Origin of the sequence: Cellvibrio sp. OA-2007 (assembly GCF_000953825.1) — a bacterium.
In the GTDB taxonomy this organism is placed as follows: Bacteria; Pseudomonadota; Gammaproteobacteria; order Pseudomonadales; family Cellvibrionaceae; genus Cellvibrio.
On record NZ_BBUL01000020.1, the window covers coordinates 160,557 to 181,871 of the forward strand.

19 protein-coding genes are annotated in these 21,315 nt (G+C 46.6%); all 19 read right to left on the minus strand.

Annotation, left to right across the window (positions count from 1 at the left end; all coding sequences use genetic code 11):
* Positions 1-2: 2 nt before the first annotated feature.
* The 19 genes from AWU77_RS00960 to rsmG all read right to left on the minus strand — a co-directional run bounded on the left by AWU77_RS00960 (position 3) and on the right by rsmG (position 21,267).
* Positions 3-1,625 carry an AAA family ATPase gene (locus tag AWU77_RS00960; RefSeq protein ID WP_062057852.1) on the minus strand — a complete coding sequence of 541 codons (1,623 nt, stop codon included), beginning with the start codon at positions 1,623-1,625 and terminating at the stop codon, positions 3-5.
* Between the two features lie 3 nt (positions 1,626-1,628).
* A complete protein-coding gene (locus AWU77_RS00965; protein WP_062057855.1) occupies positions 1,629-3,728 on the minus strand; it encodes a Mu transposase C-terminal domain-containing protein in 2,100 nt (699 codons plus the stop codon).
* On the minus strand, positions 3,712-4,563 hold the full coding sequence (locus AWU77_RS00970; RefSeq protein WP_062057858.1) for a heteromeric transposase endonuclease subunit TnsA: 852 nt from the start codon (positions 4,561-4,563) through the stop codon (positions 3,712-3,714). The genes AWU77_RS00965 and AWU77_RS00970 overlap by 17 nt, the downstream gene beginning before the upstream one ends.
* A gap of 142 nt (positions 4,564-4,705) precedes the next feature.
* A complete protein-coding gene (gene glmS, locus AWU77_RS00975) occupies positions 4,706-6,538 on the minus strand; it encodes a glutamine--fructose-6-phosphate transaminase (isomerizing) (protein WP_062057860.1) in 1,833 nt (610 codons plus the stop codon).
* A 112-nt stretch (positions 6,539-6,650) separates the two neighbouring features.
* Positions 6,651-7,412: a DeoR/GlpR family DNA-binding transcription regulator gene (locus AWU77_RS00980; RefSeq protein WP_062057863.1), complete on the minus strand. Its 762-nt coding sequence runs from the start codon at positions 7,410-7,412 to the stop codon at positions 6,651-6,653.
* Positions 7,413-7,547: 135 nt separating this feature from the next.
* Entirely contained in the window at positions 7,548-9,602 is a 2,055-nt protein-coding gene (locus tag AWU77_RS00985) for a glycoside hydrolase family 9 protein (protein WP_062057866.1), read from the minus strand.
* Between the two features lie 170 nt (positions 9,603-9,772).
* Entirely contained in the window at positions 9,773-11,131 is a 1,359-nt protein-coding gene (gene glmU, locus AWU77_RS00990; RefSeq protein WP_062057869.1) for a bifunctional UDP-N-acetylglucosamine diphosphorylase/glucosamine-1-phosphate N-acetyltransferase GlmU, read from the minus strand.
* 171 nt (positions 11,132-11,302) lie between these two features.
* Positions 11,303-11,728 carry a F0F1 ATP synthase subunit epsilon gene (locus AWU77_RS00995; RefSeq protein ID WP_062057872.1) on the minus strand — a complete coding sequence of 142 codons (426 nt, stop codon included), beginning with the start codon at positions 11,726-11,728 and terminating at the stop codon, positions 11,303-11,305.
* An 81-nt stretch (positions 11,729-11,809) separates the two neighbouring features.
* Positions 11,810-13,189: a F0F1 ATP synthase subunit beta gene (gene atpD, locus AWU77_RS01000; protein WP_062057875.1), complete on the minus strand. Its 1,380-nt coding sequence runs from the start codon at positions 13,187-13,189 to the stop codon at positions 11,810-11,812.
* Positions 13,190-13,301: 112 nt separating this feature from the next.
* The gene (atpG, locus tag AWU77_RS01005; RefSeq protein ID WP_062057878.1) at positions 13,302-14,165 is read right to left on the minus strand and encodes a F0F1 ATP synthase subunit gamma; all 864 of its coding nucleotides are present in this window, start codon (positions 14,163-14,165) and stop codon (positions 13,302-13,304) included.
* Between the two features lie 79 nt (positions 14,166-14,244).
* The gene (atpA, locus tag AWU77_RS01010) at positions 14,245-15,789 is read right to left on the minus strand and encodes a F0F1 ATP synthase subunit alpha (protein ID WP_062057881.1); all 1,545 of its coding nucleotides are present in this window, start codon (positions 15,787-15,789) and stop codon (positions 14,245-14,247) included.
* A gap of 22 nt (positions 15,790-15,811) precedes the next feature.
* Positions 15,812-16,348 (minus strand): F0F1 ATP synthase subunit delta, encoded by a 537-nt coding sequence (locus AWU77_RS01015; protein WP_062057884.1) that lies wholly within the window; start codon positions 16,346-16,348, stop codon positions 15,812-15,814.
* Between the two features lie 11 nt (positions 16,349-16,359).
* Positions 16,360-16,830 (minus strand): F0F1 ATP synthase subunit B, encoded by a 471-nt coding sequence (locus AWU77_RS01020; protein ID WP_062057887.1) that lies wholly within the window; start codon positions 16,828-16,830, stop codon positions 16,360-16,362.
* 50 nt (positions 16,831-16,880) lie between these two features.
* Positions 16,881-17,120 (minus strand): F0F1 ATP synthase subunit C, encoded by a 240-nt coding sequence (gene atpE / locus AWU77_RS01025; RefSeq protein ID WP_039916140.1) that lies wholly within the window; start codon positions 17,118-17,120, stop codon positions 16,881-16,883.
* A gap of 70 nt (positions 17,121-17,190) precedes the next feature.
* Positions 17,191-18,096: a F0F1 ATP synthase subunit A gene (gene atpB, locus AWU77_RS01030; RefSeq protein WP_062057890.1), complete on the minus strand. Its 906-nt coding sequence runs from the start codon at positions 18,094-18,096 to the stop codon at positions 17,191-17,193.
* Between the two features lie 39 nt (positions 18,097-18,135).
* Positions 18,136-18,567 (minus strand): ATP synthase subunit I, encoded by a 432-nt coding sequence (locus AWU77_RS01035; protein ID WP_062057892.1) that lies wholly within the window; start codon positions 18,565-18,567, stop codon positions 18,136-18,138.
* Between the two features lie 262 nt (positions 18,568-18,829).
* Positions 18,830-19,741: a ParB/RepB/Spo0J family partition protein gene (locus tag AWU77_RS01040; protein WP_062057895.1), complete on the minus strand. Its 912-nt coding sequence runs from the start codon at positions 19,739-19,741 to the stop codon at positions 18,830-18,832.
* 26 nt (positions 19,742-19,767) lie between these two features.
* Positions 19,768-20,571 (minus strand): ParA family protein, encoded by an 804-nt coding sequence (locus AWU77_RS01045; RefSeq protein WP_062057897.1) that lies wholly within the window; start codon positions 20,569-20,571, stop codon positions 19,768-19,770.
* 36 nt (positions 20,572-20,607) lie between these two features.
* Entirely contained in the window at positions 20,608-21,267 is a 660-nt protein-coding gene (gene rsmG, locus AWU77_RS01050) for a 16S rRNA (guanine(527)-N(7))-methyltransferase RsmG (RefSeq protein ID WP_062057900.1), read from the minus strand.
* Between the last annotated feature and the right edge of the window lie 48 nt (positions 21,268-21,315).

Here is a 21,315-nt window from a genome sequence, read left to right on the forward strand (position 1 = left end):
TATCAGCCAGCTTTAAGATAATCGGCAATGCTGCAGATAATGCCTTTCTCAAGTAATGTTTCATGCATCGTTGTTTCTCCTTTGCTGAAATACATTTTTCGCATGTCAGTATCGGCATGCTGTTGCCAATCATTTATCTTGGGCTTTTTAGAGGCGCCTTTTTTCTTTTCCGGCACGGTGGTGCCGATCATGAGTGTGGAGATACGGCTCATCAAGTGCACAACATTTAAGTCAGGATTTTTTGCGACCTCTCCCTCTATCAGCGGTACAGCAATGTCATGCTCCAGTCCAAGCTCCATCGCGACTTTCAATAATTTTTTAACTTTTTCACGTTGTTCATCAACCGCTTCTAATTCTTGCGCTTCGTTTTGTTCTATAGGAATTTCACCCTCGAAAGCCTGGATCATTTTGTTATCAATATCCGGCATTTTTAGATCACCAAATCTCTCAAGTGCATCCGGGTTGTTTGACCGTAGCGCCGCTAACATGGGGTGCACAGCCTTGAATTCATCTTGGTAGGTTTTCTGTATCAAACCCGCTGAGAGCTCCTCCGTCTTGATTAACATCGCTCGCCACTGCGAAAGCACAAATAATTTAACGAGAATATCAATAATTCCCTGAGAGCAGTCATAAAGTACATTGCGTATTTCGTCGCTGAGTTCAGCTTTGCGATGCAGCCACTGATACGTCCACATCAGGTCTGTCAGTTTTTCCCAATGCGTATCTTGATTGAGCCTTTGCCACATGACACTGCCCAATCCCGAGCCGCGACGCGCTTGGCTGAAATCTTTGGCTAGTAACCGGCGTGCCTTTGGAGTTCCGACTAAAATAACGGGGACACCGATATCATTCACCAGTGTCACAAAGAAATTCATCATCGGAGCTTCACCACCAGATCGATGTACACTTAAGTTTTGTATTTCGTCGATGATAAGAACGCCGATAGCATGCAGATTTGCCAAATGCGCCATCTCGGCGATCATCTCATCGACACCAGCACGGGCTTTGCCGTACTTACTTTTATATTTAGAACCTAAGCGTTTATCCAGTGCAACGAAGAAGCTTTTGCATAATTGTTTTAACGAGCCATTGCTCGGGCATTCTAGTTTTAACCAGGGAATTTGAGTAAGTTTGAGACCCGGATGATAAATTACCTTGTCATAACACTTTAAAATTTTTTCGAGTGCTTTTGTCTTACCGCAGCCTGACGGCCCAATGACACTGAAGGAGTTTGCAGTGATGTTGACATCGGTTCTGGTTGTCAAAGAAATATCTTTGTTAACGATGCGGTCATAACCGTTATTTAGGTGTTTAATGAAATCTGACGTTGCAGGATTTCTTCCGATATATCCTTGCCGTATCAAAATGCTAATTCTAGTTTCAAGATTGATATGTTGTGCTTGTGGTTGAAAAAAATCGGTGATCAGCCGTTGCATCGCGTGTACGCGGATATCAGGACCATAGTCTAACTCTTCTTCTGAGAAATCAGGAGTGGAAACCAACGATGCAATTGCCGTTTTGCGATCATTGATTAATGGCAATGCCGCGATAAAGGGGTTGCTATCGTATTCAGGTAAGCCCTGCTTTTTATAAACAGCCTCTGGTATTCGAATTAAATTATCCATAACCTAATCGTCCTCGCCAAAAAGGTCATCAACCATATCAGGTATGTCATAGTTCGTTGGTTTCTTTGAGTTTATGTAAACCACATTATCCTCATTCGACTTTTTCGATTTGCCTGAAATTAAGTCGGGAGCACTCTTGCGGTGTCGCGCAACTTCTTCTGTGCGATTTTCACGAATGCCTTTAAGGCGTGAGGCTTTACTCACATCTGACATATCAGGATTTTTTTCCCTGGCTTTACTGGTAATTTCTTCAATCGTTTCATCAAGGCTCTGACGACCTTTTTGTTTATTTAATTTTGCCTTGCTTGCGGTTTTGGCTTTGATATTTTTGATACGCCAGACATCCCAAAATGTTAAATCACGGAATTCCCGGCTTCGCTCCGTTAATTCGCAAACAATATAGCTATCGAATTTTCCGTCAGGCCGCAGATAAATTTTGTTCGCAGAATAAGGGTGATAAGCCACCACTACTTTTTTGGGTTTGTCGGTATCGATACGATGAAACCAACCTTCCTTGATCGCCGTTGCGGTACTATACCTGCACTTGAAAAGACCTATCCCTTCTTCGGTTACAGTAGCTTCTGTATGTGGGAGAAGGTTTACCATCGCCAAGTCTTGTTTCACCCCACGTAATTTTCCCGTGCGATGACTAATACCCCAATTCCATAGCGCCAGTGGATTGTGAGGTAACTCAGGTGGCATATCTTTGTCGGCATCATAGTTTTTCATAGCGTGTGTTGTGTTGTATTCAACGACGCAAGCAATTATTAATCTGGTGAATTCGCTTAATGTTAGTTCAGCATCCAATCGATAATCATGGCCGCCGCGTTTTTTGCCGATTTCACCAGTCACATACCCTTCAACATAGGGTTGAAATTTTGCTTGGAGTGTTCCGAAGTGCCGCTCAACGATACCTTTCCAATCAGCGCGATAAGATGGTGTATTTTGAATATCAATATGGAGAGCGTGACTAAGCACCTCCACCGTGCGTCCCAACATTTCACCTTTGTCACCAAGAATTGCTTCAGGCTTTCCTTTCACCGGCCAATCATCATGGGAAATTTCGATTCCATGAGAAGCACAATATTCCACTTTATCTATCATTGCGTTTGCCAGTGCGCTCATAGCAGTAACCCAAGATGGATTTTCGAAACCAACATAAATACCAGTGACAAGCCGACTAAAAACATCGATAACAATATAAAGTGTAGGGCGACCAACGATTTTGGTTCGGTCATTCTCGGCCAATAGGTAGATGTCAGCTATGGTGGCGTCTATCTGGTAGAGACTGCCGGGACCCATTACTTCAGCAGCTGATGTTCCCAGAACTGGGCGCATGTCTTTGTTATATTGGATTTCTCCGGCGCGTTTTCTTGCTCTCTCGACTGCGCCAGTTTGCTTTCTCATAAAATAGTAAAACTGTTCGTACGTGGGAAATTCTGCCAGTTCTTCGATAGTCATCTCTTTAGGTTTAACACCAAGCGCTTTTAGTGCTTTGTCGTAAGCAAATTGCAACGTATTATTTTTTGTAGTGGAATAAAACGTTGTGATCATTGTACGAAAAACGGCAGCTATTTCTTCCGTGATATTTACACCTACACCCATCATGATAGTTCTCGGCCGTCCGCGTTTTTTATCACCTGCTGTTTTCGTCTTTCCGGCTCCTCCAATTTTTCGAGTGTCTGGATACAAACATGAAGGGCTTTTTCCTTTCTGCCAGTAATAACGTAATTTGGTATAAATAGTTTGTTTGGTTGTATCGTGAGACTGAAGTATCAATTGAACCATCTTCCCACGCGCGACAGGTTCATAGATATCAGGTTCTTGATCAACATAAGAAGAAACTAAGGCCCAACCCGTCGCCTGGATTTTGTCACCCCATTTGGTCTTTTTTGACGGTGGGGAAATTACAAACTCTTCATCAGGGTCAGGAATAGTTTGGATTGATTGGGCTTTGATTAAAGAATTGAGTTCATCAATTTTTACCAGTTCAGGCAATGCGCGTTTGGACTCTATGTCGATCCAATAAGCTATCTCGGAGTTCAACCATAAGATCCGAAAACTCCGTCTGCCATAACGGTAAACCTCATTCACCAACAACATATTGATATCGCTCCGTTAGCCAGAATTCAGAGGGCACTAAGTCTTGGAATTTGAGGTTTTTTACAGAAACGTTTTCCATATCAAAAGTAAATGCACGCTGCGCGAGCAAATGCCTGAGTACTGACAAATGTGTACCGGACTCGATGTTGTAATCAGAATCTAACCGGTTGGTTAAAGCAGCGACTTTCTGATTTCCGTAATGGCTGGATGTATCAAGGAAAATGGCAAAGTATTCTTTCTGCTCCTGTTCAGTCAGCTCATGATGATTCAGGTAAGGCCGAAACCATTTAATATTTTCCGTTAATACCTGAGGGATCTCTTTTTCGGTGATGATGGCAAAGGGAATATCCTTCTCTAACCAATAACTACGTTCGAGTTCAAGCTTTTCCAAGATCCTGGGGTCTTCCAAATCGCTTGCGTACTTGGCACAAATGGCTTTCCGGTGGGTTCGCCCGTTCCAATTCACATCCACAATAAAATCAGTTGTCATGACCTGATCAACGCCACTATGACTTGGATGAGCAATGCCGAGAGTTTCAGCTAATCGACGGGAGTCTTCACGGGGAATAGGGAACTGTTCACGAATGTCTTCGACATCATCATGCCAGTCGAGGAGACAGAAGATTTGGTGTTCCAAATCAGATAAGAGATGATGGACGCGACCTACTGTAATACTGGGAAGACGGTGGATCCGTCCTTTGGAAGGGACGTCTCTGACAGTAAGGAACGGCTGGTAATTCTGGCCTGAACCGGAACCACGCCCCTCCTTAAAGCGTCTGGCGATGGCCGCTTCGGCCAATTCGACATACTTATTTCCACCCGTGGGTGTGTTCATACCGGCTGCCTTGCTTACCTAGATTAGATAAGCGTAGACCTAGGCAGCTCCAGTATGAAACTATTTTTTCGAGTATGATACTTTATTCTGAGTATGCTACTTTATTTTAAACCGACAGGATACTTCCCAAAAAGGGAAGTTTTTATTCCACCGTCACACTCTTCGCCAAATTACGTGGTTGATCCACATCTGTGCCCTTAATAATCGCTACGTAATAACTCAATAATTGCAGTGGCAATGTGTAGAGAATGGGTGCGAGCCAAGGGTGAATATGCGGCACATTGATTACACGCATGGTTGCATCGGATTCAAATTTTGCATCTTCGTCGGCGAAGACATACAAGATGCCACCGCGCGCGCGCACTTCTTCGACGTTGGATTTTAATTTTTCCAACAAATCATTATTCGGTGCGACAACGATGATCGGCATGTGTGCATCGATCAGTGCGAGCGGGCCGTGTTTCAATTCACCGGCGGCATAGGCCTCTGCGTGAATGTAAGAAATTTCTTTTAATTTCAGTGCACCTTCCATCGCGATGGGGTACTGATCGCCGCGACCTAAAAAGAGTGCGTGGTGTTTATCGGCAAATTCTTCCGCAAGCGCTTCAATTTTTGGTGCAAGAGCTAAGGACTCTTCCAATTTGGCTGGCAGATTTTTTAACGCGGCAACCATTTCTTGTTGTTGTGCAGCAGAGAGGCCGTTGTATTTGCCGATGGCTAATACCAACATCGCCAAACCAACCAGTTGCGTGGTAAAGGCTTTAGTAGAAGCCACACCAATTTCTGCTCCGGCGCGGGTCATAAACGCAAGATCAGATTCGCGCACCAGCGATGAACCAGCGACGTTGCAAATACTCAAGCTGCCTAAATAGCCGAGCTCTTTGGCCAAACGCAATGCGGCGAGTGTATCTGCAGTTTCACCGGATTGACTGATGGTGACGACCATACTGTTAGGCTGCACAAACGATTTGCGGTAGCGAAATTCGCTGGCGATTTCGACGTTGCAGGAAATACCGGAAAAGGTTTCCAACCAATAGCGCGCCACCATGGCCGAGTGATAGCTTGTGCCGCAGGCGACGATTTGAATATGTTTTACTTGTTTAAATAATTCGGCGGCGCCGTTGCCGAAAGTTTCATCCATAACGGATTCATTACTCAAGCGGCCTTCAAGTGTATTCATCACCGCATTAGGTTGTTCGTAAATTTCCTTGAGCATAAAGTGGCGATATTGGCCCTTATCGCCGGCATCGTAACTGGCGGTAGATTCGTGAATTTGACGCTCAACGGCGACGCCATCTTTATCAAAAATATGAATGCTAGTGCGAGTAATTTCAGCAACGTCGCCTTCTTCTAAAAAGATAAAGCGGCGCGTAACAGGCAAAAGTGCAAGCTGATCGGAAGCGATAAAATTTTCGCCAATGCCCAAACCGATTACTAAGGGGCTGCCGGAACGTGCAACCACTAAACGCGATGCGTCGTTTTTATCCATCAACACTGTGCCGTAAGCGCCGTGCAATTGTTTAACGGTTTTTTGTACTGCCGTTAATAAACTGTCGCTATTTTTTAATTCTTTTTGTACCAAGTGGGCGATGACTTCGGTATCGGTATCGGACGTAAATACATAACCTTCTTCTTGTAACAGGCGACGTAAATTTGCATGGTTTTCGATAATACCGTTGTGTACCACCGCGATATGTTCTTGCGATACATGTGGATGCGCATTGCGCTCGCTCGGCTCACCGTGTGTCGCCCAGCGAGTGTGCGCAATGCCGGTGCCGCCGGGTGTTGGGCTGCTGTGTACTGCATCGGACAACTCTTTCACTTTGCCCAAACGGCGCAAGCGTTGTAACTCACCATTGCTATTGACCACTGCAACACCGGCAGAGTCATAACCGCGATATTCAAGGCGACGCAATCCTTCCACCAGAATATCCACCACATCACGTTGCGCTACAGCGCCGACAATTCCACACATAATTTTTCTCCTTAAGCTGTTTAGTAGTAGTAAAAATATTGTTTGTTTAAGAACGAGAGCAATCCCTCCTAACCTCCCTTTGAAAAAGAGGGGTTAGGGGAAGATTAGGGGTTTAACCGATTATCACTTGCACACCCTGTTGTTCAATTTTCTGTTTGTCTTTTGCAGCAATACCATCATCAGTGACGAGTACTTTAATCGCCGACCAGGGCAGTTCGAGGTTGTGAATTTTGCGCCCGATTTTTTCTGACTCGGCCATCACAATCACTTCGCGGGCGACTTCAGCCATCACCCGGCTGAGGCTGTAGAGTTCATTAAATGTGGTAGTGCCGCGCTCCAAGTCCAGCCCATCGGCGCCGATAAAAAACTGATCGAAGTTGTAGGAACGCAGAATCTGCTCGGCGAGCTGGCCTTGAAAGCCTTCGGATTTTGGGTCCCAGGTACCGCCGGTCATCAAAATAGTGGGTTCGTTTTCCAGCTCGCGTAGGGCGTTGGCGATGCTGAGGGAATTGGTCATCACCACTAGCCCCTGCTTATGGGACAGTTCCGGTAAAAGGGCAGAGGTGGTGGAGCTACCGCTGTCGAGAATAATTCGGTTGTGGTCGCGGATCAGTTCGGCGGCGGCTTTAGCAATGGCTTGCTTACGAAGTGAAACTTTTTCCACTGGATCAGTCATCAATTCCTTGGGCACAGGGATTGCGCCACCATAGCGGCGCAGCAGTAAACCGTTAGACTCCAGCGCGGCCAAATCCTTGCGAATAGTGACTTCTGAGGTAGAAAACTGCTCTGCGAGCGATTCAACACTCACTTCGCCGCTGGCATTGAGCAAATCAATAATCGCCCGCCGGCGCTGTTGGGTGTTGCGTTTGGTCATTTTAACTTGCCAATAAGTTTCGACTTGAAAGATATTTTAGTCTTTCGAAACTTATTAGCAAGTTTTTGTTTTATTTCAACCAAAATAAAAGGCGATAACTTTCGTTATCGCCCCTTTTTTATCACCGGTACTTGGTTAGTTGGCAAACTTGGACAACAACCGTATATAGGCGACTTGATAGTCGTTGTGGTTTTCCGTGATCTGCCATGAATTGAGCGGCCAACTGGTATTGAAGTCCAGATAGGCTTTCATCGCCGGTTGACCCTTAGGCGGATTGGGCGCGGCAGCACCACAACCAGCATTTGGACTTCCCGATGTGCAGTTGCCATCCCAGTCGTAAGACGGATTGGGGCCACCGACCAAAAAACCAGGGGCAGGGCCATAAGTTGAAGTGCCCACCCTGTCCCACAGAGCGCTGCCGTTGGTAAACCAGGAGTGGTAGAACTCGTTGACTGAACTGTGCACACCGAGGCTGTACATATTGGATAGATACACCATGCCCTGTGGGTTAACCCCATGGAGATAGTTCAGATAGCCGATTGCTGTATTGCGCACTTCGCTGTTATCGGTACCGCTGATGCTGTAATCGATCAGGTTGTAAAAGGTTTGACCTTTACGCGCCATGGTGCGGTTGCTGCCCCAGGTAAAATTGCTGGTGCCTATGTAAGCCCGGTAGGGGTCGTCGCCATTGCGCACCGCTGGCCAATTATTGTTGCCGGTATCCAGCGCGGATTTGTATTGGCTTTTGAGCGTGCTGGCGCTGGGCGCATCCGGCAGACTGGCGTAGTAGAGCCACGCGGAGACTTCCGGCTCGTTCCAGACATCCACCCAGCTGGTGGCATTTGCAGCTTTGGATTCTACAAAGTCACGGTAAGTGGTTGAGCCAGTGGCGGCAAACAGGTAGATAGCCGCGGTGAGTTTTTTAGTGGCGCGACCCGCGTCATCTACCTCTTGCTGACCGGCACCCAAGCCCGCCGATGCACCTTCGTTATTGCGGAAGCTGACATTGGGGTTAGCCATCGCCCAAGTCCAGGCATTTTCCGCGCGGGTTTTTAGATCAGCGGCGTAGCTGTTCAACTCCGCATTACCTAATCCCGCCAGAATTTTACTGCCCAGTGCAAAAGCACCGGCGCTGGTCAGGGTTGCCGAGGTATTAGCGGGGCCGTAGTAACTGGCGCCTGCCGCTGTCGATGGCGGGCTGGCGTGTTGATTACTGGCATTGGAGTGCGACAGACCGACAATCGACAGCACTGAGCCATCGCTGTTTTGCATTTTCTTCAGCCAATCAAAACCCCATTTGATCTCATCGATTATGTCGGGAACGCCATTGCCGGATTCGGGAATATTGTAGTCATCGCCCCAAACACCGGGGTTTTCGGCGTAGGCGTGGAGCAAGGCGACCAGATAATAGGCATGCCAGTTGGTGTATTTGTTGTAATCGCCGGCATCGTACCAACCACCGGACAAATCTTTTTCAGTCGCGGCATTGTTTTTGTCGTTATAGAGACGCGCGTTTTTATCTTGCCCGGCACCTATATGGCTGGCGCTGTCGGTCCAACCGGCCTCCGCAAAAGGCAGTTGTTTTGCAAAACCGGCGCGCTGGTAGAAGAAGGTGCGCATTGCATGTTTAAGAACAGGTTTGTAAATGTCTGCACCTATCTTAAAACCGGGTGAGCGGACGTTTTTGTCTTTATCCAACACGGCATAATTGCCCGGTGTAGTGACGCTGGAAAAATCGAACTGCCAGGCTTTATCGCCCGCCGCCGCAAAGGTCGCGCCGGATTTCCAACTCACCGCCGCACCACTTAGTACCACGGCGTTGGTATCCAGATTAATCAGTTGGTAAGTCGCGCCGGGGGTAAAACTCAATGCGGCATCGTAGCCAGTTTGTGGATCACGGATTACTGCGATTTTTTTGGTATCTGGTAGATAGCCAAATTGATCCACCACGATAAAGGCACTGATCGCCGCTGCTTGGATCGATGAAGTGGAGGACGAAACATTCGATACTGGAATAGACGACGGAACTGTGGATGAAGCTGCCACCGAAGAGGGTGCAACACTGCTGGTAGGTATTATAGATGAGGCAGGCTTGGGGGCAGATGTTGATCCGCCACCGCCACCGCCACCACCGCACGCTGTTATTAATCCACTAAGGGTGAATGTCAGGAGTAATTTGGATCGGTTCATAAATCGCTCTTATTAATTATCTGATTTAATCACCCAATGATAACGGTTTCATTTGACGAGTTACATTATTTCATCTGTCCTTATTAGATCTTTACTCTTGCGATAGGGAATTTTCAGCAAATTTCACTCATAAAAAACGAGGCGCCAGGCCTCGTTACTTGTAAACCACTTTATTTTTTAACCGGCCGCTCCCAACCCTGAATATTGCGCTGCTTGCTGCGTGCTATTGCCAATTCTGCTGCTTCAACGTCTTTGGTGATAATCGAACCGGCACCCACAGTGCTACCGGCGCCAATTTTGACTGGCGCAACCAGTGCGGAATTGGAACCTATAAACGCGTTATCGCCAATTTCAGTTTTGAATTTATTCACACCGTCATAGTTACAGGTAATAGTGCCTGCACCAACATTTACTTTGCTACCGATGGTTGCATCGCCGATATAACTCAAGTGATTTACCTTGCTGCCTTTAGCGATCACCGCTTTTTTCGTTTCAACGAAGTTGCCGATTTTCACCTCGTCCGCGAGGTTGGTGCCAGGGCGCAAGCGCGCGTAGGGGCCAATATCACAATGCTCGGCGAGCACTGAATCTTCAATATGGCTAAAGGCTTTGATGTGCGTATTGTTGCCAATTTTGCTGTTGATAATCACGCAGTTAGGTTCAATGACAACCCCATCGCCCAATACAACATCACCTTCAATCACACAGTTGATATCAATCACTACATCGCGACCAGCAGTTAAGTTGCCGCGAATATCAAGGCGTGTTGGATCGAGTAAAGTAACACCCGCTACCATCAACTCATTGGCTTTTTGTTTTTGATAAAAGCGTTCCAGTGCCGCTTGTTGTTGGCGATTGTTAATCCCTTCAACTTCTTCAACAGCATCGGGTTGTTCTACATGAATGGCGATACCATCGGCCTTGGCCATGGCGATAATATCAGTGAGATAATATTCACCTTGCGCATTCTGGTTACTTAAATGTGGCAACCATTTTTGTAAGTGCACTGCTTTAACCGCCATGATGCCGGTATTAATTTCAGTGATTTTTTTCTGCTCATCACTCGCATCTTTGTGTTCAACAATGGCGACGACCGCGCCAGAATCATCGCGCACTATGCGACCGTAGCCGGTGGGATCTTGCATATTAACGGTGAGTAAACCCATTTGCTGATCGTTCACCCCGCCGATTAATTTTTGCAGGGTTTCCGCGCGAGTCAGGGGAACATCGCCGTAAAGAATTAATACCGTGGCGTCATTTCGCAATTGCGGTAGGGCTTGTTGCACTGCGTGGCCAGTACCAAGTTGCTGCGCTTGCAACACAAACTTCACGTCGGGCGCCGCCATACGCTGCTCAACTTTTTCAGCACCATGGCCAACGATAATTAGAATCTGCTCACCACCCACATTGCGTGCGGTATCGACTACATGTTGTACCAGCGCTTTACCACCAATTGGATGTAACACTTTAGGTAGATCGGAACGCATACGTGTGCCTTTACCGGCAGCGAGAACGAGGATGTCGAGCATGATTAAGTCCTTTGGAGTTTCGATGAGTAGTGTACAACTTGTTATTTTTACGCTTGGCGTATTTTAACCCGTTGTTTTACGATTGAAATGACAAGGAGCCAAGATCCGAAAAATTGACCAATAAAAAAGGCGACTCGAAAGTCGCCTTTTTTAGAGTTCAACAATAAACGCTTACTTGCCCGCTTTTTTCTTGATTGCTTGCAAGGTACGCAATTGGGCAGCAGCTTCAGCCAATTGCGCCGCAGCGCGCTGGAAATCAATCTCATTGGATTGTTCAGCCAATTGTTGTTGTGCCAATTGCTGTGCTTCTAATGCCGCAGCTTCATCCATATCATCCGCACGTAAAGCAGTGTCTGCCAATACAGTGATGTGATAAGGCTGAACCTCAAGGTAGCCACCGGAAACAAAAAAGATTTCCTCGCTTCCACCTTGTTTGATAAGACGCACAGGGCCTGGTTTGATACCCGTCAGTAAAGGTGCGTGACCATAGGCAATACCTACTTCACCCAGACTACCGGTGGTAATTACCATCTCCACCAAGCCGGAGAAAATTTCACGCTCAGCACTGACGATATCGCATTGAATAGTCATGGCCATACTTGTGTCTCTTCACTGAAATAACGCTGTTCCCGAACAGAACAACAGACAACCCCTGCGGTTTAACACAGGGGTTGGCGATTACTTGAGTTTGGCAGCTTTTTCGACTGCTTCGTCGATAGTACCTACCATGTAGAAAGCTTGTTCTGGCAAGTGATCGTAATCACCGGCTAACAAACCTTTGAAACCACGAATGGTTTCTTTCAGAGGAACGTACTTACCTGGCGAACCAGTAAATACTTCTGCAACGTGGAAAGGCTGTGACAAGAAGCGTTCGATTTTACGTGCGCGTGATACAGTTTGTTTGTCTTCTTCAGACAGTTCATCCATACCCAAAATCGCGATGATATCTTTCAACTCTTTGTAGCGTTGCAATACGGTTTGCACACCGCGCGCTACTTCGTAGTGATCGTTACCAATGATTATTGGGTCCAACTGACGTGAAGTTGAATCCAGTGGATCAATCGCCGGGTAAATACCTTTTGCAGCAATATCACGGCTCAGTACTACAGTTGAGTCCAAGTGCGCAAAGGTGGTTGCTGGCGATGGGTCGGTCAAGTCATCCGCTGGTACGTATACCGCTTGAACAGAAGTGATCGAACCAATTTTGGTAGAGGTAATACGCTCCTGCAGAACGCCCATCTCTTCCGCCAAGGTTGGCTGATAACCTACCGCTGAAGGCATACGGCCCAACAAAGCTGATACTTCAGTACCGGCCAAGGTGTAACGGTAAATGTTGTCAACGAAGAAGAGTACGTCTTTACCTTCGTCACGGAATTTCTCCGCCATGGTCAAACCAGTCAAGGCTACGCGCAAACGGTTGCCCGGCGGCTCGTTCATCTGACCGTAAACCATTGCCACTTTATCGACAACGTTAGAGTCTTTCATTTCGTGGTAGAAGTCGTTCCCTTCACGGGTACGCTCACCTACACCGGCAAATACAGACAGACCACTGTGCTCTTTTGCGATGTTGTTGATGAGTTCCATCATGTTTACGGTTTTACCTACACCCGCACCACCGAACAAACCTACTTTACCGCCTTTAGCAAAGGGGCAAACCAAGTCGATTACTTTGATACCGGTTTCGAGCAAATCGTCTGACGCTGACAGCTCTTCATATTTAGGCGCTGCACGGTGAATCTGCATACGCTCTTGTTCGCCGATAGGGCCACACTCGTCGATTGGATTACCTAAAACATCCATAATACGACCGAGTGTTTCTTTACCTACGGGTACTTTGATAGGTTCGTTAGTGTTGGTCACGACCAAGCCGCGACGCAAACCTTCGGATGAGCCCAGAGCAATAGTGCGCACAACGCCGTCACCTAATTGCTGTTGAACTTCAAGCGTCAGGTTGCCGTCGGTAATTACCAAAGCATCATAAACTTTAGGCACTGCATCGCGTGGGAATTCCACATCGATAACGGCGCCGATAATCTGAACGATACGTCCGCTACTCATTTCCGGTTCCTCTTTGTTCCAGAAATCTCAGATCCCTTTTAATAAAACTCAAGGGGCTGAAAGATTAAACACAAAAACAGTTTGGCTTGCTGCGCGCTGGGTGAACAGGGTATTAAGATACCGCTGCAGCACCACCTACGATTTCCGACAGCTCTTGCGTAATGGCTGACTGACGCGCTTTGTTGTAAATCAGTTTCAAACTATCAATTAATTCGCCGGCGTTGTCGGTTGCGCTTTTCATTGCAATCATCCGCGCTGCTTGCTCACAGGCCGCGTTTTCAACTACCGCTTGATAGACTTGCGATTCAATAAAACGAGTCAACAACCCTTTCAACAGGAACTCGGCATCTGGTTCGTAGATATAATCCCAATGATGTTTCAACTTGGAATTTTCTTCAGCCACCAGAGGCAACAATTGGCGAACTTTCGGCGTTTGCGTCATGGTGTTAACAAAATCATTACTCACCATAAACAGCTTATCGATCTTGCCTTCTTCAAAAGCATCGAGCATAACTTTCACACTGCCGATCAAATCAGCAACCGCAGGGGCTTCGCCGATATCGCGCGTGGAAGCAACAACATTGCCACCAAAACTTCTGAAAAACTGGGCCGCTTTTGCACCCACCAAACACAGATCAATGGCGATGCCCTTGTCGTTCCAGGATTTCATGTCTCTAATTGCAGCTTTAAACAAGTTAGTGTTTAAACCACCGCAGAGACCGCGATCACTGGACACCAGAACATAACCAACGCGCTTTACTTCGCGCTCTTTCATAAAACGGTGTTTGTATTCGGGGCTGGAATTTGCCAGATGCCCGACTACCTCACGAATGCGATTGGCGTAAGGTTTGCCCAATTGCATACGGTCTTGCGCACGACGCATTTTACTTGCTGCGACCATTTCCATCGCGCTGGTAATTTTCTGCGTGCTTTTGACGCTCGAAATTTGCGTCCGAATTTCTTTAGTGCTTGCCATACTCTCGAACTCAGGTTAACGGCCTAAGACGCTTGAGGTCGTATAAGCCGATCATACATCGGCTTATACGACCACCAAATTACCAGGTGCGGCTTGCCTTCAGCTTGGTGATCAGTTCTTTGAACTTGCCTTCCAATTCGCCATTCCAATCACCGGTTGCATCTATGTGAGCCATAGTGTCAGCGATTTCAGATTTTGCGAAAGAGAGCAGGGCAGCTTCAAAATCCAGTACTTTGTTAACGGCGATATCTTTCAAATGACCTTCGTTAGCAGCGAACAAGACCAATGCCATTTGGGCAACACTGAATGGTGCAAATTGTTTTTGCTTCATCAGTTCGGTAACACGTTGACCGTGCTCCAATTGCGCTTTGGTCGCTTCGTCCAAATCAGAAGCGAACTGCGAGAACGCAGCCAATTCACGGTATTGGGCCAATGCGGTACGGATACCACCAGAGAGCTTTTTAACTACTTTAGTTTGAGCTGCACCACCTACACGCGATACCGAAATACCGGCGTTCATCGCAGGGCGAACACCCGAGTTGAACATGGACGACTCAAGGAAGATCTGTCCATCGGTAATCGAAATAACGTTAGTTGGAACGAATGCAGAAACGTCACCCGCTTGGGTTTCAATGATAGGTAACGCGGTCAAAGAACCGGTTTTGCCTTTCACTTCACCTTTGGTGAATTGCTCAACATAAGCTTCGCTTACGCGAGAAGCACGCTCAAGCAAACGGGAGTGGAGATAGAATACATCGCCAGGATAGGCTTCACGGCCTGGTGGACGACGCAACAACAATGAAATCTGACGGTAAGCCCAAGCTTGTTTAGTCAAATCATCATAAATGATCAATGCGTCTTGGCCGCGATCGCGGAAATATTCACCCATAGTACAACCGGTGAAAGCCGCGAGAAATTGCATAGCAGCCGGGTCAGAAGCAGTCGCTGCAATAACTACGGTGTGCTCCATCGCGCCGTGTTCTTCCAACTTGCGTACAACGCTTGCAACAGAAGAGGCTTTTTGACCGATCGCTACATAAATACATTTAATGCCAGAGCCTTTTTGGTTGATGATCGCATCAACAGCAATAGCAGTTTTACCGATTTGACGGTCGCCGATGATCAGCTCACGCTGGCCGCGGCCAATAGGTACCATTGCATCGATAGCTTTCAAACCAATTTGTACTGGTTGATCTACCGACTTACGCCAAATTACGCCAGGTGCAATTTTTTCAATCGCATCGGTCATTTTGGTATTCAGTGGACCCTTACCATCGATTGGATTACCCAAGGCATCCAGTACACGACCCAATACTTCTGGACCAACAGGTACTTCCAGAATACGGCCAGTGCACTTACATTTTTGGCCTTCGGCCACACCGCGGTAATCACCCAGAATTACAGCACCAACGGAGTCGCGCTCCAGGTTCAGTGCCATACCGTAGATGCCGCCTTCAAATTCAATCATCTCACCGTACATAACATCGGCGAGACCGTGAATACGAATAATACCGTCAGTTACTGAAACGACAGTACCTTCGTTTTGTGCTTCTGTTGAAAACTCAAGACCAGCAATACGCTGCTTGATGATTTCACTGATTTCAGAAGGATTCAGTTGCTGCATGCTCTGTTCCTCGACCCTAAGATTAGGATTTCATTGCTTCGGCGAGCTTCGCCAAGCGACCACGTACTGAACCGTCAATTACCATGTCGCCAGTGTGGATAATTGCACCACCTAGCAGGCTCTTATCAACCGAGCCTTGAACACTAACGTTACGATCCAATTTGGCGCTCAGTGCTTGAGCCAATTTGTTTATCAAGTCAACCGGCAACTCATAAGCTGCGGTTACCTCAACATCGATGGTTTTTTCTTGCTGGGCTTTCATTCTGGCGAACAGCTCTTTCACAAACGGAAGCAGCGCCAGACGTTTATTGCTTGCAAGGGTGTGGATGAAATTCTGTTGATTTTCATCCATCGCTTCACCACAAACTTGTACAAAGATGGAAGCTTTCTGCGCAGCAGACAAACCAGATACGCCCAAGGCTTTTTTCACCTGATCTTGTTCTGCTACCGCGGCTGAAACTTCCAGAGCTTCAAACCAAGACTGCAATTTGTTTGCAGCCAAGGCGAATTCAAATGCTGCTTTGGCATAAGGTCTAGCCAAGGTGGTCAGTTCAGCCATAACTACCTCTCTTAGAGCTCGGCAGCGAGTTTATTTACCAACTCGTTGTGAGCATTTTGATCGATAGAAGATTCGAGAATCTTTTCTGCACCAGCTAATGCCAGAGTTACCACTTTGCTGCGCAATTCTTCGCGCGCTCGGCTGGTAGCCTGTTCAATTTCCGCTTGCGCAGAGGCTTTCAGACGATCACCTTCCAAACGGGCTTTCTCTTTTGCTTCTTCAACAATTTCGATAGCGCGCTTGTTCGCTTGATCAATAATGGTCGCCGCTTCTTTCTTAGCAGAAGTCAGCTGCTCAACCACTTTCTGTTTAGCCAATTCGAGATCTTTTTCAGCTTTATCTGCAGCCTGGAGACCGTCGGCGATACGCTTGGTACGCTCAGCCATTGCCGCAACAATGGGTGGCCATACAAAACGATGTGTCAGATAAATAAAGATGACAAATGCCACCATCTGACCAATAAAAGTTGCGTTCAGGTTCACGTTTAGATGCCTTTGTTAGAGGGATTAATCGCTAACGCGACTACTTAAAATTAGGCGCCTGTAGCAAACAGGATATACATGCCGATACCAACACCAATCATTGGAACCGCGTCTACCAGACCCATAACAACGAAGAACTGAGTACGCAACATTGGAATCAATTCTGGTTGACGAGCACCGCCTTCCAAAAACTTACCACCAAGAATACCTACGCCAATTGCAGCACCTACAGCACCTAAACCAATTACCAGTGCACCTGCCAAATAAATCAAAGCTTGAGCTTCAGTCACAGTATTTTCTCCTACTAAGTTGATAAATTAAAAAACAAAAAACAAAACTTAAAAAAACAAACTAAAAACCTTAATGCTGCTCATCGGTTTGGTAAGACAAACTCATATAAACAATGGTCAACACCATAAAAATTAACGCTTGCAGGTAAATGATCAATATGTGGAATAGTGCCCACACTATCTGGATCAAACCAGCAACACCCGCAAACAAAATTCCAGCACCGTACAAAATCGCAATCAGGATAAAAATAATTTCACCCGCGTAGAGGTTGCCGAATAGACGCAATCCAAGTGATACAGGTTTGGCAAACAGACCTGGCAACTCAAGAACAAGGTTTACTGGAATAAATAAGGTTTGAATAATTGGATTACTGCTGCTGAATGGGTGCAACGTAAATTCTTTAAGGAATCCGACAACACCTTTTTGCGTAATGCTGTACCACAGGATGAGGATAAAAACGCAAGCGGCCATTCCCAAAGTAATATTAGGGTCAGTTGAAGGAACTACCTTGAAGAAAACTGCATGAGGATCAGCACCTAAAGATACGCCAATTAATTTAGCTATTTCCGGCAGAAGATCAATAGCGATGAGGTCCATCGCATTCATGAAGAATACCCACACAAAAATTGTTAGCGCCATAGGCCCAATCATTTTATTTTTGTAGGGAAACATACCCTTAACATTGCTATCAACAAACTCAATAGCAAACTCAACGACGTTTTGTGCACCGGTAGGTACATCGCTAGTTACTTTTTTAGCAACGCTGCGGAAAATGAAGAAAAACAGTGCACCTAAAAACAAAGACCAACCCATGGTATCTACGTTAACAGCCCAAAAGCCCATTTGTGCAGCTTCATCGCCATTATGCGCAAAACCCCAAGTACCGTCTGGCAATTTGCCATAGGTGAGGTTGGTAAGGTGGTGTTTAATATATTCTGAAGATGTTAGAGCTTCTGCGTGTTCAGCGGATGACATCGTTAAGTTCCAAATGACCAAAGTTGAAATCGGTTCACGCTAGCGGCGCCCAGCGGGGCTGCGGACTAGCGGATATAGCCAGGCAATTGCCTGAACCACCACATAAGCCAGGATCATAGTTGCTGCGTAAGTGGCGTGTTGAAACAACGCAATCTGCTTAAACGCCAACAAAAATAACAAGGCCGTGATAACAAACTTTCCCAACTCACCAGCGTAAAAAGCCGCCAGCAGTTTTTGGGGAGGCGCGCCCAATGGGGGACGAAACGCCACTAGTGCCAGCCACAAATTAGCTGCCACACAAATAATTCCACCTGCAAACAATGAGATTGCGATCTGCTGATCGATCGCAAGAGCCAAGACGCTGAACGCCAAGGTTGCCAGCAATTGAGCTGCCACTGTTCGGAGAGCAAAGCCACGCCCTTTGAGATAACGCGACATTCCGGATTCCGCCCTCTTTTTTTGCGGCGGCATTCTGTCACAAAGAATTACTTATTACCATTGGTAACAAACTTATGCTTCAGACGCCCAAACGTGGCGCATTATAGAGATTAAGCCCCCCAGCAGCAACCGTCGCATTAACACTAAAGACAAAAACTGACTAGTAAATTTGTTGTAAATTTAGTCGCCGATCTATCGATCACTGTAATTAGTGTTTAAATATGAAATCTACAACTAGATATAGGGGAACGGCACTTTTGCAATCGGTGCCGATGAAATGGATTAAATAAAAAATTTATTTGATATGGCCCAGAATGCCATCAAGTTCGTCCAAGGAGTTATAACTAATCACAAGCTTGCCCTTGCCTTTGGCGCCGTGTTGGATTTCAACTCCGGCACCTAAAGTATCTGAAAGCTGATCTTGTAAACGACGGATATCGGCAGAAACAACAACATCGGGTTTTACTTTTTCGCTGTTACGCCCTTCCTGATGCAAACGCACCAAGGCTTCCGTCTGACGTACCGATAAACCCTTGGCGACAATTTGCCGCGCAATCGCACATTGGGTTTCCGCATCAAGGGTCAGCAGTGCCCGCGCATGACCCATTTCCAGATCGCCATGCTCCAGCAGGGTCTTTACTTCGTCACTCAGCGCAATCAGGCGCAGCAAGTTAGTGATAGTGGTGCGCGATTTTCCAACCGCCTGCGCCACTTCGGCGTGGGTCAACTCAAATTCGTCTTGTAAACGTTTGAGTGCAACTGCTTCTTCAATTGGATTTAAGTTTTCGCGCTGAATGTTTTCAATCAACGCCATTGCAATTGCTGCCTCGTCAGGCACATCGCGAATTACCGCAGGGATTTTATCCAGCCCGGCAATTTGGGTGGCGCGCCAGCGGCGTTCACCGGCGATAATTTCATAGCGGCCTTCGCCAATCGGACGCACCACAATTGGCTGCATCACACCTTGGGCTTTAATCGATTCGGCTAATTCTTCCAGCGCTTCAGTGTGCATATCACGGCGCGGTTGGTATTTTCCGCGCTGAATTAATTCAACTGGTAAATGCGCGAGCTTGCCATCACGATAATCGAGTTTGTTATCTACTTCCGCAGGATTAATCGGCATTTCGGGCGCAGGTGCAGTGACACCCAGACCAGCACTCAAGAGTGCATCCAAGCCTTTTCCTAATCCTTTGCGTTTTGTCGACATCTGAATCAGCCTTATATAATTTTTTGTTAAAGAGTTTCTGTTGAAGCAGCAGCGGGTTTATTGCTTGTTTCATTGCGGCGCAAAATTTCACCGGCCAGTGCAAGATAGGCAATTGCACCTTTGGACTGACGATCAAACGCCAATACTGGCATACCAAAACTGGGCGCTTCCGCCAGCCGCACATTACGCGGAATACAAGTGCGATACAAACGATCGCCAAAATGCTGTTGCAACTGCGCCGATACATCGTTGGTCAAGCTGTTGCGCGGATCATACATAGTGCGCAACAAACCCTCGATTTTTAAAGTGGGATTTAATACTTTTTGAATTTGATTAATGGTGCCGACCAACGCCGATAAACCTTCTAGCGCATAGTATTCACATTGCATTGCAATGATGACGCCGTCGCACGCGGCCAGTGCATTCAAGGTGAGCATGTTAAGCGACGGTGGGCAGTCAATAAGAATATAGTCAAATTGGTCGCGCACCTGGTTGAGTGCATTTTGTAAACGGCGCTCTTTGTTATCCAGCGCCAGCATTTCAACTTCCGCTGCGGTTAAGTCGCCGTTTGCCGGTAGTACCTGGTATTTGCCGCTTTCTGATAATACTAAACAATCGTGAATGGACTCGCGTTCGGTAAGCACATCGTAAATTGAATTTTCAATTTCATTTTTGTTAACACCACTGCCCATAGTGGCATTACCTTGCGGATCAAGATCCACCAACAAGACACGCTTTTTGGTTGCTACCAATGAAGCAGCTAAATTCACACAGGTGGTGGTTTTACCAACGCCACCTTTTTGATTGGCAATAGCGTATATCTTGGTCAAGTGAAAATCCTATAACCACCCAGTGGTTGAAAATTTTTATTGTTTCGGCTGCAAAACTAACAGGTGGCGCTCGCCCTCTGTCTCTGCAACCAACAGTTTTACAGTTTCAAGCAGTGCAACTTTATCGGCGATAGGTGCAAGTTCATCTTGCGGGAACAAGCCTTTCATCGCGAGAAAAATACCTCCGGCGGCCAACATGTGTGCACAACCTTCCGTCATATCTTGCAAACTGGCAAATGCCCGGCTGATAACCGCATCAAATTTTTGCTCAGGTTGAAACTCTTCAACCCGACGGTTTTCAACACTTATGTTAGTTAAACCCAGCAAGGTTTTAACGTGAAATAAAAACCGCGTTTTTTTACCGTTGCTATCGAGCAGGGTAAATTGTTTTTCTGGAAACATAATCGCTAATGGAATTCCGGGTAAACCACCACCGGTGCCGACATCAATTACCCGCGTAGCGGAAAAATTTTTATTGCCGGTAAACCAAGGCACCACACTTAAACTATCTAGCAGGTGACGCGCCACCATTTGGCGAATATCGCGCACCGCAGAAAGATTATAGGCTTTATTCCATTTTTCGAATTCGCGCACATAGGCCAATAAGTTTTCAATTTGGCTCTCGCTTAATACCACCGACATTTCAGTGGCGCCGCGTACTAATTGATTGCGTAATTCAGTGTTTAAATCAGTCACTCGTCACTCGTCACTCGTCAATAAATTCGGTATGTGTTTTTTGTAGGA